The sequence below is a fragment of the Rhizobium sp. CB3171 genome (assembly GCF_029714265.1).
Classification (GTDB): domain Bacteria; phylum Pseudomonadota; class Alphaproteobacteria; order Rhizobiales; family Rhizobiaceae; genus Rhizobium.
This window is the reverse complement of sequence record NZ_CP121652.1, coordinates 3,314,519-3,329,306: the sequence shown is the minus strand read 5'-3', so window position 1 is coordinate 3,329,306 and position 14,788 is coordinate 3,314,519. Positions and strand designations below refer to the sequence as shown.

The window sequence follows — 14,788 nt, the reverse complement described above, 5'->3', positions numbered from 1 at the left end:
GGGCGGTTGCGTATGTCGGTTGTCGCCTACAGATGACCAAGGAGCGCCTGCATGCCATAGCCGAGGCGTAGCCTGGCGTCCTCGATCGGCAGCCAGAAGAAACGGAAGCCAATCGGATCGCCGCCGCCGAACGGCGTCATTTCATAGTGAAGCCAGGTGGCGGGCGTCGTCTCGGAGATGCGGCAGCGGAAATAGTGCCGCTGATGATGGTGCTCGCGCCCATCCTTTTCGAACCGATAGTCATGAATGCCGAGCGGATGGAGTTCGTCCGGCGCAAAACCGGTTTCCTCCTCGAATTCGCGCGCCGCCGCCGTTGCGATGCCTTCGCCGGGTTCGACAGTGCCGCCGGGAACCTGGAGTTCGACGGCGGGAAAATCCGGCTCGTCGAATACCAGCAAATGCCGACCGCTCAGCGCGTAGATCAGGACCTTCACGGCATCCGGCTGCATCATTTCCCCTGCCCGCGCGCCATGAAGGCGAGGCGTTCGAAGAGATGGACATCCTGCTCGTTCTTCAGCAAAGCCCCATGCAGCTTTGGCAAGACGCTCTTCGCGTCGCCGCGCAGGGTAGCCGGATCGACGTCGTCGGCGACGAGGAGGCGAATCCAGTCGAGCGCTTCGGAGGTGGAGGGCTTCTTCTTCAGCCCCGGCACATCGCGGATCTCGAAAAATTGGGTGAGGGCCGCCCGCACCAGTGTCTGCTTGATGCCGGGATAGTGCACTTCGACGATGCGCGTCAGCGTTTCGGCGTCGGGGAAGCGGATATAATGGAAGAAGCAGCGGCGCAGGAAAGCATCCGGCAGCTCCTTTTCATTGTTCGAGGTGATGATGACGATCGGCCGGACGGCGGCGCGGATCGTTTCGCCGGTCTCATAGACATGGAACTCCATGCGGTCGAGTTCCTGCAGCAGATCGTTCGGGAATTCGATGTCGGCCTTGTCGATCTCATCGATCAGCAGCACGCATTTCTGCGAGGCCGTAAATGCCTGCCAGAGCTTGCCTTGGCGGATGTAGTTCCTGACGTCATTGACGCGCGCGTCGCCCAACTGGCTGTCGCGCAGGCGCGAGACGGCATCATACTCGTAAAGGCCCTGCTGCGCCTTCGTGGTCGATTTGACATTCCACTCGATGAGGTCGAGACCGAGGGCTGCGGCGACCTGACGAGCCAGTTCCGTCTTGCCCGTCCCAGGCTCGCCCTTCACCAAAAGCGGTCGTTCCAGCCGAATGGCGGCATTGACGGCGACCATCAGATCCTTGTCGGCGATATAGTCCGCGGTGCCCTGAAATTGCATTGGAAGGCTTTCATCAATCTTTCGGGCGCAAGCTATCCCTTGGCCTAATTCGGTTCAAGGCGTGAAACGGTGTATATACCGAACGTGATCGCGCTGATGTATCGCATGGATGGACATGTGAGCAGGTCATGATTAACTGAGGATTAAGTGCGTCGCAGGGAAGTGTTGATGGCAGTTGAAACGCAAGCCAAGCCGAATAACGAGGGAGCGGACCGGGTCGGATACGACTTCAGCGTTCTCTATCGGCTGCGCATGATGTTTTCCGCCTTTTGGAATTCGGCGGTACGCATCAAGATTATTTCTCTTACGATTGCTTTGTTCGCGATTATTCTTGTCACGGCCTATGTCCAGGTTCTGCTCAACAACTGGAATGCGCCGTTTTATGATTCGCTGGCGCGGCGCGATACGGGAGCGTTCTTCCATCAGCTCGGCGTCTTCGGCATTATTGCGGGCCTGCTTTTGGTGCTCAACGTCGTGCAGGCATGGCTCAATCAAATGACCGCGCTTTATATGCGCGAGGGCCTGGCGCGCGATCTCGTCGACCAGTGGCTGCAGGCCAAGCGCGCGCTTCGTCTGGCCTCCTCCGGCCTGATCGGCGTCAATCCGGACCAGCGGCTGCACGAGGATGCGCGTAATCTTGCCGAAAGCACGACGGGTCTTGCGATCGGTCTGGTGCAGGCGACCATCCTGCTCCTGAGCTTCATCGGCGTGCTCTGGGAGCTGTCCAGCGGCATGGTCTTCAATTTCAAGGGCATGAGCTTCTCCATTCCCGGCTATATGGTCTGGGCGGCAATCATCTATGCCGGCTCTGCCTCGTTCCTGAGCCAGCTCGTTGGCCGCCGGCTGGTGCGGCTGAATGCCGACCGCTATTCCAAGGAAGCCGAGCTGCGCTTTGCGCTGATGCATGCCAACGAGCATATGCCGGCGATCACCATTGCGGGCGGCGAGGAGAATGAGCGCCGGCGGATCAATCTCGATATCTCCGCCGTGCTTGCCGTCATCCGTCAGCTTGCCATTGCCAACACCAATCTCACCTGGGTTTCGGCCGGTTATGGCTGGCTGGTGCTGATCATTCCGATCCTGGTGGCTGCGCCCGCCTATTTCTCCGGCGGGCTGACCATCGGTCAATTGATGGTGGCGGTCGGTGCCTTCAACCAGGTCAATACCGCCTTGCGCTGGTATGTCGCCAATTTCGGCCCGATCGCGGAATGGCGCGCCACGCTGATGCGCGTCACCGATTTCCGCCAGGCGCTGACCGAGATGGATGACGGCAAGGTCATGCCGCATACCATTGCTTTCGAGCATGCCGCGCCCGGTGAAATGGTCTGGACGGATATGGAGATTTCCACCAAGACCAGCGAGGATATCATCGAGAACGGTTTCCGTATCCGCGAGGGCACGGTGACGATTGCCGCCGGCGAGCACATCATGGTCAACGGCGATCATGGCGTGAACCGCAGGCTGCTGTTCCAATCGCTGGCGCATCAATGGAATTGCGGCTCCGGAAAGATCAGCCTGCCGCCGATGGAAGACATGCTGTTCATGCCGCACACGCCTTATGTGCCTGGCGGTACGCTACGCGAAGCGATCAGTTTTCCCGAGGATCGGGACACCTATGACGATGCCGCCGTCGAGGCTGCGATGGACAAGGTCGGTCTCGGCCGCCTGAAGAGCCGGCTCGATACGCAGGCGCGCTGGGACCGGCTCCTGGACGATGACGAGCAAAAGGCGCTCGCCTTCGCGCATCTGCTGCTGGCGCAACCGAAATGGATCATCCTCGATGAAGTCATGGAAGGGCTGGAGCCGGATATCCAGGCCAAGTTCTCGGCGCTGCTGACGGAGTTCACTGACGCCACCGTGATTTATATCGGCCGCTCCGAAGCCTATCTTCAGGCAATGTCGCCGCGCGTCCTGCATCTTCAGGCGCTGGTGCAGCATGAGGAGGTCGTTGCCGCAGTCGTGCCGCGGGCGGCGGTGGTACCGGACGTAAGCCCCAAGAGGGCGAATGGGCCGTCGCGGTAGCTTTGTGGCGGAGCCCTATCTCGCCCGGGCGAGATAGTCCCGAATTCGCTCAGCATGCGAGATCATGCACAAAACAAAAACGCCCCGTCCGTGAAGACAGGGCGTTTCCCGTGAAACGATAGGCTGATCCCTCAGTCCTTGGCGCGCTCGACGTAGGAGTTGTCTTCCGTGGCGATGACGACGCGGGTGCCGGCGTTGATGTGCGGCGGAACCATGGTGCGTACGCCGTTCGACAGCATGGCGGGCTTGTAGGACGAGGATGCCGTCTGGCCCTTCACGACCGGTTCGGTCTCGGTGATTTCCAGCGTGACATGGCGCGGCAGTTCGAGTGCCAGTGGAACGCCTTCGTGGATCGACAGGATGCAGGTCATGCCTTCCTGGAGATAGGCCTTCTGGTCGCCCATGGTCTCGACGTCGACGACGACCTGGTCGTAGGTGGCCGGGTTCATGAAGTGGAAGCCTTCACCGTCTTCATAGAGGTACTGGAAGTTTACGTCTTCGACGAAGGCGCGCTCGACCTGCTCGGTGGTGCGCCAGCGTTCGGACACCTTCACGCCGTCAACGATGCGGCGCATGTCGACCTGGGTGACCGGCGTGCCCTTGCCCGGATGAAAGTTCTGAGCGGTGAGAACGACGTAGAGTTTGCCGTCGACATCGAGAACGTTGCCCTTGCGGACTGAAGAGGCGATGACCTTGACCATAAGACTTCCTTGTAACGCTGCCCTTTGCGTCGTAGAGGGACTGTCGAAATGCACCTCGAGACGCAGCTATTGTTTGCTTGGGGGCGCAAGTACCCTAAATCAGCAGAAATAGCCACCCCCATCCCCGGCGATCCCGAGAAGAAAGCGCGCAATGGAGCCAACGAGCAGCAAAGCGTCCCCCTGGTGGACCCGCAGCGTGCACGCGGACCGGCGGCCGTTCCTGATTGGCCGCAATGCCATCCAGGCGGCGCTGCGTGAATTCTTCATCCGCAACGGTTTCATCGAAGTCGACACACCGACGCTGCAGGTGTCGCCGGGCAACGAGGCGCATCTTCATGCCTTCGCCACCGAGGCGCTGACGACGGACGGCCAGAAGGCGTCCTTCTATCTCCACACCTCGCCGGAGTTTGCCTGCAAGAAGCTGCTGGCGGCCGGCGAGGAGCGCATTGCCTGCTTCGCCCACGTCTATCGCAACCGCGAGCGCGGGCCGCTGCACCATCCGGAATTCACCATGCTGGAATGGTATCGGGCGGGCGAGACCTACGAGACGCTGATGACCGATTGTGCCGCGCTGCTGGCGCTGGCGGCGAAGACGGTGGGGGCAAAGAAACTCAGCTATCGCGGCGCCGAAACCGATCCGTTCCTCACACCGGAGCGTATCAGCGTCGCTGCGGCCTTCGAACGTTATGCCGGGATCGATCTGTTGGGCTCGATCGGTCTTGACGGTTCGACGGATCGTGAGCATCTGGCCGCCGAGATGCGGCGTGTCGGCATGCGCGTTGCAAACGACGATCACTGGCCCGATCTTTTCAGCCGCGTGCTGGTCGAGAAGGTCGAGCCCTATCTCGGCTTCGGCCGGGCGACGATCCTCGACGAATATCCGGTCTCGGAGGCGGCTCTTGCTCGGCCTTCGGCTAGGGATCATCGGGTGGCCGAACGCTTTGAGCTCTATGCTTGCGGTGTCGAGCTCGCCAATGCTTTCGGCGAACTCACCAATGCCGTCGAGCAGCGGCGGCGGTTCGAGATCGAGATGGCCGAGAAAGCCCGCATCTACGGCGAGACCTATCCGCTGGACGAGGAATTTCTTGAAGCTCTCGCAGCCATGCCGGAGGCGAGCGGCATAGCGCTCGGCTTCGACCGGCTGGTGATGCTAGCGACCGGGGCCTCGCGGATCGAACAGGTGCTCTGGGCACCTGTTTCGGAGTTCGGTTCATGAATGTGATGCGCCCGATCAGAAATGTCGACGACCTCGAACAGGCCGGTCTGATCGATGCCGGCGAGGCTCTTTCCCTACAGGCGGTGGCGGAGCGTTACGCCATCGCGCTGACGCCCACCATGGCAAAGCTGATCGACCGCAGCGATCCCGCCGACCCCATCGCCCGGCAATTCGTACCCGACACGGCCGAACTCATCGTCACGCCGGAAGAGCGGGCCGATCCGATCGGCGATCATGCCTATAGTCCGGTCGACGGCATCGTCCATCGCTATCCTGACCGTGTGCTGCTGAAGGCCGTTCATGTCTGCCCGGTCTATTGCCGCTTCTGTTTCCGCCGTGAGATGGTCGGGCCGCAGGGACTTGGAACACTTGATGTGGCGGCACTTGATGCTGCCTTCGCCTATATCCGCAATCACCGGGAGATCTGGGAGGTCATCCTGACCGGCGGCGATCCGCTGGTGCTATCGCCGCGCCGGCTGGAGGAGATGCTCAGTGCGCTCGCCGATATCGAGCATGTCAAGATCGTCCGATTCCATACCCGCGTGCCGGTCGTCGATCCGCTGAAGATCGATGGAGCGCTGATTGCGGCCCTGAAGGCGAGCGGCAAGACGGTTTATGTTGCGCTGCATGCCAACCATCCGCGCGAGCTGACCGGCGAGGCGCGTGCGGCTTGTGCGCGGCTTGTCGATGCCGGTATCGTCCTGGTCAGCCAGTCCGTATTACTGAAGGGCGTCAATGACGATCCGGATGTGCTGGCGGCGCTGATGAAGGCTTTCGTCGAGACGCGGATCAAGCCCTATTACCTGCATCACCCCGATCTTGCCCCTGGCACCAGCCATTTCCGCCTGTCGATAGCGGAGGGGCAGAAGATCGTTGCGGCGCTGCGCGGCCGCATTTCCGGCCTATGCCAGCCCACCTACATCCTCGATATTCCAGGCGGCCACGGCAAGGCGGACATCGGCAGAAAAGCCGTCCGCGAACTCGGCGAAGGCTGCTATTCCATCTCGGACTATCGCGACGGCGAGCATATCTATCCGCCGGAGGGATAGTCTGTTCCCGAGCGGTTTCTGCTACTTCAGGATGTCTGAGGCGCCGCGTTTGTAAATGAATTTTGCTGGAAAATTGGCGCATTAACCTTGCGGCCAAGTACCATTTTTCCGCACATCCTTCGCTGCATATTTTAGAATTGTAAGATATCACCCTGCAAACGACAGCTTACATGGCTTAAATACCGTAAATTTCTTTTAGATAAAGCTAAAATATAAGATTTTCTTGCTAAGTATAGCGTGGTTATATTTACCACGTCGCTTAGCGGAATGTTCTATTTTACCTGTTACTTCTCGGCTCAGGATAAGACGGCGTTGCTGCCGTCGTGTTTGCGATTGCCTGGAGGGACTACAGATGAATGAGACGATTCGCGATTTGCTGGCCAAGTTTGGTGCGCTCCCCGTTACGATGGATCAGATTGCCGACGATGCCGATCTCTACGCGGCCGGGCTGTCTTCCTTTGCGTCGGTGCAGCTCATGCTTGGCATCGAAGAAGCTTTCGACATCGAGTTTCCCGACAACCTGCTGAACCGCAAATCCTTTGCCAGCATCGTCGCCATCGAAAAGACGGTCGCCATGATCCTGGATAGCCGAAAGGTTGCCTGATGAACGTGGCGGTCGCTTTGGTCGAAGCCGGAGCCGGAGATACGACGGCGGTGCGAGCCGCGCGCGTTGCGGCAATTGCCGGCAAATATGCTGATGCAGTCGACGCCGAAGGTCGATTCCCGCGCGAGGCCGTGGATGCGATGCGCGCCGAAAGGCTGCTGTCGATCCAGATCCCCACCGATCTTGGCGGCGAGGGTGCTTCGACCACCGAAATAGCCGAGCTCTGCTCCATCCTTGGTCAAGCCTGTGCGGCCAGCGCCATGGTTTTCGCCATGCATCAGATCAAGCTGTCGAGCTTGGTCGAGCACGGTGCCGGCAGCGACTGGCACTGCGATTTCATGCGCCGTATTGCCAAGGAGCAGCTTCTGCTGGCATCGGCGACGACGGAAGGCGGCATCGGCGGCAATCTCCGCAACAGCATCTGCGCCATCAAGGTCGAAGGCGACCGCTGCTTCCTGGAGAAAGACGCAACCGTCATCTCCTACGGCGCCCATGCCGATGCGATCCTGATTACCTCGCGCAGCCATGCCGAGGCGGCCTCTTCCGACCAGGTACTGACGGTTTTCCTCAGGGATCAATACACGCTGGAGCGCACCGTCGAGTGGAACACGCTCGGCATGCGCGGCACCTGCTCCGACGGCTTCCTCTTCAAAGGCGAGGCGCCGGCCATGCAGATCCTGCCGAAACCGTTTGCCGAAATTGCCGCGCAATCGATGCTGGCAAGCTCGCATCTGCTCTGGAGCGGCGTTTGGTACGGTATCGCGGCCGATGCGGTGGCCCGCGCCCAGGCTTTCGTGCGCGCCGCGGCCCGCAAGTCGCCCGGCACGCAGCCGCCCGGCGCGTTGCGGCTGGCGGAGGTCTCCAGCCTGCTGCAGATGGTGAAATCGAATGTCGTGGCCGGTCTGAAAGTCTATGAAGAGGCCAAGGCCGATGCCGACCGGCTCTCCTCGATGGCCTTTGCCGTCGCCATGAACAACGTAAAGATCGCGTCGTCGGAAATGATCCTGCCGATCATCAACCACGCCATGCTGATCTGCGGCATCATGGGCTACAAGAACGGCACGCCCTACAGCCTCGGCCGCCATCTGCGCGACGCCCATTCCGCTCAACTGATGATCTCGAACGACCGCATTCTCGGCAATACGTCGACCATGCTGCTCGTCCATAAGCAAGATACTAGCCTGTTAGGGTAACCGTCATGGATATGCAGACCTCGTTTCTCGACCGCCTTTTTGAATCCGGCCTTCTGATCGACACCGGCATTGATGGCCTTTATGGCCGCAGTGGCCAGTTCGAAGACGTCATTTCCGCTTTCGAACGGCTGATCGACAAGTTCGGCGGCGCCGATGGTGCTGAAGCCATCCGGTTTCCGCCCGGCATGAACCGCGCCTTCTTCGAAAAGAGTGGTTACATGAAGAGCTTCCCGCAGCTTGCCGGCACCGTGCACAGCTTCTGCGGCAACGAACTCGACCATATGAGCCTGCTGAAGTGCATGGAAGTCGGCGACGACTGGACGAAGGACCAGCAGGCGACCGATATCGTGCTGACGCCGGCCGCCTGCTATCCGCTCTATCCGACGGTTGCCAAGCGCGGCGCATTGTCCGACGACGGCGCACTCTTCGACCTGCAGTCCTATTGCTTCCGTCATGAGCCCTCCAAGGATCCGGCTCGCCAGCAACTGTTCCGCATGCGCGAATATGTCTGCATGGGCAGCGAAAAGCATGTGACTGATTTCCGCCAGAGCTGGATGGATCGCGGCGTCGAGATGATGAAGGCTGTCGGCCTTGAGGTAACCATCGACGTCGCCAACGACCCGTTCTTCGGCCGCGCCGGCAAGATGCTCGCCAACAATCAACGCGATCAGAACTTGAAATTCGAGCTGCTGATCCCGATCACCTCCGTCGCCAAACCGACCGCCTGCATGAGCTTCAATTATCACCAGGACGCTTTCGGCGCGAAATGGGGCCTGAACTTTGCCGACGGCAGTGTCGCCCATACGGCCTGTGTCGGCTTCGGTCTGGAGCGCATTGCGCTAGCGCTGTTCCACACCCATGGTCTCGATACCAAGGAATGGCCCGAAAGCGTGCGCAAGGCGCTGTGGGGCTGATCGCTTCCATGGCTGCCGTCTTTCAGGGACTGGATCCCGCCGCCTATAAGCCACATGCGCTGCACGACAGCGAGCGCATGTGGCCGGAAACCAATTGCTATATCGATCTCTGGATCGAGGTGCTTTCGAGCCTGAAGCTGCCGCCGGAAGCCATGCTTGGCTTCACGGTGCGCCAAGATTTCGAGGGGGATCAGTTCACCTTCTTCAAGGTGCCGCTCGAAGATCTGGAAGCGCTCTACGGCATCCGCTGCACCGAACTGGCAATCTACGACAAGGTCCAGCACCATGTCGCCGAGCAGATCGGCCGTGGCCGGCTCTGCCTCGTGGAGATGGACTCCTTCTATATGCCGGACACCCAGGGTGTCGGTTACCGCCGCGAGCACGGCAAGACAACCGTCGCCATCAACAGGCTGGATATGGCGGGCCGCGAGCTCGACTATTTCCACAATGGCGGTTTCTTCCGGCTGTCGGGCGAGGATTTCGACGGGTTGTTCCAACTGCATCTGGGTGACGAGGACCTGCCCTTCCTGCCCTATACGGAATTCGCGAAGTTTCCCGAGAATGCGCCGGGCGAGGCTGCCGTCCGGCAGACGTCCCGGCAACTTCTGGCCTTCCATTTCCGTCGCCGTCCCATGGACAATCCCATCCGTGCCTTCGCGGCAGTTTTCCCGGCGCAGGTGGAAGCCGTGGCCGAGCGGCCCTTCGGCTTTTTCCATAAATATGCCTTCAATACGCTGCGTCAGTTCGGCGCCAATTTCGAGCTGGCGGGCAGCCATCTCGACTGGTTGTCGGGAGAATTTTCAGCGGCTGCCGGCGAGGCGCGGCGAATTTCGGAAGCGGCGAAATCGGTGCAGTTCCAGCTTGCCCGCGCCATAACCCGCAAGAAATTCGAGCCGCTGCGGACGGCCCTTGATCCGGCCGCGGATGCGTGGGATTCCATGATGGGGCTGATTGAACAAAAGCTTTAGTTACACATGATCCTATCCAAAAGCTGCTTTGCATTTTTGGGATCATGTCTTGAGCCGGGAGATCCAATGCACGGGCGTTTGGCAAGCTTTGGCGGCGAGACGCTGCTGAGCGAGGGATGGAATCTGGTTCTGACGGATGCGGGCGCCTGCGCCTCGCCTTCGGATGTGCCGCTTTCGGCCGGTTTCATCCCGGCATCGGTGCCGGGCACCGTGGCCGGGGCGCTGGAAAAGGCCGGGCTTTTCAATCGCGAGCATCCCCACCCGCTGAACGACAAGGACGCCTGGTATTTTTGCCGATTGGTCGACGCCGACCCTGGCAATGCGGTTCTGCGGCTCGATGGGTTGGCAACGCTTTGCGAAGTCTTTCTCAACGGCAGAAAAATTCTCGTCTCCGAAAGCATGTTCGAGGCGCGTGAACTCGCCGTCCATCTGCTGGGCGGCGATGAGCTGGCGCTCTGCTTCCGCGCGCTGGAGCCGCGGCTTGCCGAACCTGGCCCAAGAGCCCGCTGGCGGCCGCAGATGATCACCCCGCAGGGGCTGCGCCTGGTGCGCGCGACGCTGTTCGGCCATATGCCCGGCTGGTGCCCGGAAATTCATGCGGTCGGTCCCTGGCGGCCGATTTCGCTTTTGCGTCCGCATAGCCCCGTCATTCGCGATCTCTCCCTGCGTCCGGACCTGCTGGAGGACGGCGAGGGCCGGCTTTATGCCTCGCTTGTCATCGAAGGACCGGTCGGCGAGATCGTGCTTCGTTGTGGCGACGCCGAACAGGCATTCGTGCAAGACAATAGCGGCCACTGCACTGCATTCCTGAAAATCCCGGGCGTGACGCCATGGTGGCCGCACACCCACGGCACGCCCTGTCTTCATGACGTCGCGCTGATCATCGATGGCGTTGAATATCCGCTCGGGCGCACCGGCTTCCGCCGGCTCGCGGTCGATCGCGGTGCGGACGACCAGGATTTTGCGCTTGTCGTCAATGGCGAGCGTATCTTCTGCCGCGGCGCAGTCTGGACGACGGCGGATATTGCCCATCTGCCCGGCGGCCGCGAAGATTACGAACCCTGGCTGCGGCTGGCGGCGGAGGCGGGGATGAACATGGTCCGCATTGGCGGCACCATGGCCTATGAGACCCCGGAGTTTTTCCGGCTCTGTGACGAACTCGGCCTGCTGGTTTGGCAGGATTTCATGTTCGCCAATTTCGACTATCCGAAGAACGACAAGGCATTCAACGCCCATGTCGAAGCGGAGGCGGCGCAGCTTCTTTCCGGCACGCGCCTGTCACCCTCGCTCGCCGTCCTTTGCGGTGGGAGCGAGATGTATCAGCAGGCGGCGATGCTGGGATTGCCGGAACGGTTTTGGGCAAGCCCGATCGTGGAGGAGATCATTCCGGCCGTCGTCAAGGCCATCCGGCCCGACGTTCCCTATGTCGTCAATTCTCCTGCGGGCGGCGCTATGCCGTTTTCCCCGAATGCGGGCGTGACGCATTATTACGGCGTCGGGGCCTATATGCGGCCGCTTGGCGATGCGCGCCGTGCCGATGTTCGCTTTGCTGCGGAAAGCCTGGCTTTCGCGCATGTGCCGCAGGCCCGGACTTTGGCACGGCATCTGCCGGTTCCGGCGGTCCATAGCCCGCTATGGAAAGAGCGCGTGCCGCGCGATCGTGGTGCTTCCTGGGATTTCGAGGATGTGCGCGACCATTATTTGCGCGAACTTTACGGCTTCGAGCCGGACCGGCTGCGGCGGGAGGATCCGGATCTCTATCTCGATCTGTCGCGGGCCGTTACAGGCGAAGTCGCGGAAGAGACCTATGCCGAATGGCGCCGGCAAGGCTCCGGCTGCAATGGCGCGCTCGTCTGGACGCTGCAGGATCTGCTGCCCGGTCCAGGCTGGGGCGTGATCGATTCCACCGGCGAGCCGAAGCCCATATGGTATGCGCTCCGCCGCGCCTTCCGGCCGGTACAGGTATTGCTCACCGATGAAGGCACGAATGGCCTCGATGTGCATGTCATCAACGAGGGCGATGTCGCCCTTGACCTCGATCTCGATGTGGTCTGCCTGCGGGACGGCCGGCAGACCGTGGTCAGCGGCAAGCGGGAATTATCCATCGAGGCTCGCGGCAAGCAAAAGATAGCCTGCACTGATCTTTTCGGCGCCTTCTTCGACACGACCTATGCCTTCCGCTTCGGCCCGCCGTCGCATGACGTCACGGTGGCGCGTCTTACGGCGCGCGAGACCGGGGCGCTGATCGCAGAAGCCTTCTATTTCCCGCTGGGCAGGACGAAAGCCTTCCATGCGGCTGAAATCACGGCCTCCATCACGCAGCAGGACGGTCATTGGTTCCTCGATCTGCGCAGCGACCGGTTGGTACAATCGGTGCAGATCGATTTCGAAGCCTATCGGGCGGAGCACGATTGGTTCCACCTGTCGCCGGGGGCGACCCGGCGGTTGAGGCTTCATCCGAGGGCCGGGACGTCGGTGGAGACGGTTCCCGTCGGTCAGATCAGGACCTTGGGTAGTCGGCGGATCGTTGAGGTCTGATCAAGGCGCGGCAAATGCGGAGCCTTATCTCGCCCGCCCTTTCGGCAAGCTCAGGACGGCGAGATAGGCGCCACCTGCGTCAGTAGCCCTTCTACAATGTGACGCCATCCGGCCCGAACAGATGGCAGCGTTCGGGATCGATGTGGATGCTAACCGTTTCGCCCGCGCGAATGGCCTGTTGGTCTTCCAGCGCGACCGTCAGCGCCTGACCACCCTGCAACGTGACATAGAGGATCGTCTGGCCACCGAGATGCTCGACGAGATCGACACGGGCGTTGCCAAGCGCCAGGCCGCGATCGCCGACGTTCAGGTGCTCCGGGCGGGCGCCGAGCGTGACCGGCTGTCCGGGCTGGAGGCCGCCCAGCCGCCGCGGCAGGCGTACCGTCTGGCCGTTAAGGTCGATGACGGCGGAGCCGTCGTCGGAGGCGACGATCTTGGCCTCCAGGAAGTTCATCTTCGGCGAGCCGATGAAGCCGGCGACGAACTTGTTCCGCGGCTTGTTGTAGAGATCGAGCGGGGCGCCGACCTGTTCGATGTTGCCGCCATTTAGCACGACGATCTTGTCGGCCATGGTCATGGCTTCCGTCTGGTCGTGGGTGACGTAGATCATGGTATTGCCGAGCCGCTGGTGCAGGCGGGCGATCTCGACGCGCATCTGCACGCGCAGCTCGGCATCGAGATTGGAGAGCGGTTCGTCGAAAAGGAAGATCTTCGGTTCGCGCACGATGGCGCGGCCGATGGCGACGCGCTGGCGCTGGCCGCCGGAGAGCTGCTTCGGCTTGCGCTGCAGGAGCTGCTTGATCTGCAGGATTTCTGCCGCTTTCTCGACGCGCGGCTGGATCTCCTGTTTCTTCATACCCGCCGTTTCCAGGCCGAAGGCGAGGTTCTTATAGACCGACATGTGCGGATAAAGCGCATAGGATTGGAACACCATGGCGATCCCGCGCTTGGAGGCTGGGACATCGTTCATGCGGCTGCCATCGAGGTAGAGCGCACCGCCGGAAATCGGCTCCAGGCCGGCAATCATGCGCAGCAGCGTGGACTTGCCGCAGCCGGAGGGGCCGACGAAAACGGCGAATTCACCGGGCTCGATTTCCAGGTCGATGCCGTGGACGACCTGAAGCTCGCCATAACGCTTGATGACCTTCTGCAGCGAGACGCTTGTCGCCATGGGCGCTTCCTCCTTGTTGGTCCTGATGGCTCGCAGGGCCGTCGTCATGCCGGCCTCCAGCTCTTGTATTTCGTGCTTTCCGGGCCGACTGGAAAGCGGACTTCGGTGCGCGTTTCCGACGATTCGTAGAACGCGGTCACCAGCTCCAGTGCCTGGCGGGCGTCGACCGTGGTCACAGGCAGCGGTTCGCCGGAAACCAGCGCCTCATGGAAGAGCTTCATCTGCGTGTTGAAGCGGACCGGCACCGGTGTCCAATCGGCAAGCAACGCATCGATCTTTGCAGCGACCTCGTCATTGGCCGGCACGATTTTCCAAGGGTCCTGGCCGGGACTGTAGGGCTCGTGATTGCTTTCGATCAGGACGTTTTCGAAAGCGAGGCGTAGGCGGCTGATCTGGTCTTGCGAGCCAAGCGTCGCGCTGATCGTCGCAAGCGCGCCGTTCTCCATCAGCAGGCTGGCGCTGGCGCAATCTTCCACCTCGATATCGTTGACGCGGGTGGCGACGCGGCCGAAGAGGCCGGCGATCGGTCCCATCAGATAGGTCAGCATGTCGTGCAGATGGATCGAATGCGTCATCAGCACGCCGCCGAGTTCCGTTGTCCATTTGCCGCGCCAGGGAACGGCGTAATATTCCGCCGTGCGGACCCAATGGGTTTCAGAGGTGGCGACATAGGGCCTGCCGGCGATGCCGGCCTCGATGATGCGCTTGGCCTTCTGGATGCCGTCGCCATAACGATATTGGAAGATCGGCATCAGCTTGCCCTTTGCCGTCTTTTCCGCCGCGATGATTGCGTCCACGTCGGCGAGGGAGCCGACCAGCGGCTTTTCGCAGACCACATGCTTGCCGGCGGCAAGCGCCTGCAGGATCATTTCGAAATGCGAGCCCGGCGGCGTGCAGATGTCGATAATATCGATGTCCGGCATGTTCAGGACCTCGACGAAATCCTTGATGCGCCTCGTAATGCCGAATTCGTCGCCGGTGGCGTTCAGGCGCTCTTCGTTGAGATCACAGAGCACGGCGACTTCGAAGCGGTCCGGATGCGGCAGATAGCCCTCGACAATATGGGAGCGGCCGATACCGAGACCGATGACCGCAACTTTCTTTACGTCGGACATGTGCAA

At 61.1% G+C, this 14,788-nt stretch carries 13 protein-coding genes; 8 read left to right on the top strand and 5 right to left on the bottom strand.

All coding sequences use genetic code 11. The annotated features are described in order from the left end of the window. Positions 1 to 26: 26 nt before the first annotated feature. Both QA648_RS16215 and QA648_RS16210 read right to left on the bottom strand, forming a co-directional pair. Positions 27 to 449 carry an NUDIX domain-containing protein gene (locus QA648_RS16215; protein ID WP_283051376.1) on the bottom strand — a complete coding sequence of 141 codons (423 nt, stop codon included), beginning with the start codon at positions 447 to 449 and terminating at the stop codon, positions 27 to 29. After that, the gene (locus QA648_RS16210) at positions 449 to 1,291 is read right to left on the bottom strand and encodes a MoxR family ATPase (protein WP_283048039.1); all 843 of its coding nucleotides are present in this window, start codon (positions 1,289 to 1,291) and stop codon (positions 449 to 451) included. The genes QA648_RS16215 and QA648_RS16210 overlap by 1 nt, the downstream gene beginning before the upstream one ends. A 168-nt stretch (positions 1,292 to 1,459) precedes the next feature. Here QA648_RS16210 and QA648_RS16205 point away from each other — a divergent pair, with 168 nt between their 5' ends. After that, positions 1,460 to 3,313: an ABC transporter ATP-binding protein/permease gene (locus QA648_RS16205; RefSeq protein WP_283048037.1), complete on the top strand. Its 1,854-nt coding sequence runs from the start codon at positions 1,460 to 1,462 to the stop codon at positions 3,311 to 3,313. A gap of 131 nt (positions 3,314 to 3,444) precedes the next feature. Here the strand turns inward: QA648_RS16205 and efp are convergent, their stop codons facing one another. Continuing rightward, on the bottom strand, positions 3,445 to 4,014 hold the full coding sequence (efp, locus tag QA648_RS16200; RefSeq protein WP_104824799.1) for an elongation factor P: 570 nt from the start codon (positions 4,012 to 4,014) through the stop codon (positions 3,445 to 3,447). 151 nt (positions 4,015 to 4,165) lie between these two features. On the opposite strand from efp, the gene epmA reads away from it, so the two are divergent. The 7 genes from epmA (at position 4,166) to QA648_RS16165 (ending at position 12,496) form a co-directional block, all read left to right on the top strand. After that, the gene (epmA, locus tag QA648_RS16195; protein ID WP_283048036.1) at positions 4,166 to 5,230 is read left to right on the top strand and encodes an EF-P lysine aminoacylase EpmA; all 1,065 of its coding nucleotides are present in this window, start codon (positions 4,166 to 4,168) and stop codon (positions 5,228 to 5,230) included. Continuing rightward, entirely contained in the window at positions 5,227 to 6,279 is a 1,053-nt protein-coding gene (locus tag QA648_RS16190; RefSeq protein ID WP_283048035.1) for a lysine-2,3-aminomutase-like protein, read from the top strand. The genes epmA and QA648_RS16190 overlap by 4 nt, the downstream gene beginning before the upstream one ends. Positions 6,280 to 6,631: 352 nt before the next feature. Next, the gene (locus QA648_RS16185; RefSeq protein WP_104824796.1) at positions 6,632 to 6,883 is read left to right on the top strand and encodes an acyl carrier protein; all 252 of its coding nucleotides are present in this window, start codon (positions 6,632 to 6,634) and stop codon (positions 6,881 to 6,883) included. Next, positions 6,883 to 8,076, top strand: a complete 1,194-nt coding sequence (locus QA648_RS16180) for an acyl-CoA dehydrogenase family protein (RefSeq protein WP_283048033.1) — start codon at positions 6,883 to 6,885, stop codon at positions 8,074 to 8,076. The genes QA648_RS16185 and QA648_RS16180 overlap by 1 nt, the downstream gene beginning before the upstream one ends. A gap of 5 nt (positions 8,077 to 8,081) precedes the next feature. Continuing rightward, entirely contained in the window at positions 8,082 to 8,990 is a 909-nt protein-coding gene (locus QA648_RS16175; RefSeq protein WP_104824794.1) for an amino acid--[acyl-carrier-protein] ligase, read from the top strand. 8 nt (positions 8,991 to 8,998) lie between these two features. Next, positions 8,999 to 9,958 (top strand): DUF1839 family protein, encoded by a 960-nt coding sequence (locus QA648_RS16170; RefSeq protein ID WP_283051375.1) that lies wholly within the window; start codon positions 8,999 to 9,001, stop codon positions 9,956 to 9,958. Positions 9,959 to 10,024: 66 nt separating this feature from the next. Beyond that, positions 10,025 to 12,496 carry a glycoside hydrolase family 2 protein gene (locus QA648_RS16165; protein WP_283048031.1) on the top strand — a complete coding sequence of 824 codons (2,472 nt, stop codon included), beginning with the start codon at positions 10,025 to 10,027 and terminating at the stop codon, positions 12,494 to 12,496. A 91-nt stretch (positions 12,497 to 12,587) separates the two neighbouring features. Here QA648_RS16165 and ugpC read toward each other — a convergent pair whose 3' ends face one another. Together ugpC and QA648_RS16155 are read right to left on the bottom strand one after the other, a co-directional pair. After that, entirely contained in the window at positions 12,588 to 13,667 is a 1,080-nt protein-coding gene (ugpC, locus tag QA648_RS16160; protein WP_283051373.1) for a sn-glycerol-3-phosphate ABC transporter ATP-binding protein UgpC, read from the bottom strand. Between the two features lie 44 nt (positions 13,668 to 13,711). After that, on the bottom strand, positions 13,712 to 14,782 hold the full coding sequence (locus tag QA648_RS16155; protein ID WP_283048029.1) for a Gfo/Idh/MocA family oxidoreductase: 1,071 nt from the start codon (positions 14,780 to 14,782) through the stop codon (positions 13,712 to 13,714). Positions 14,783 to 14,788 lie beyond the last annotated feature (6 nt).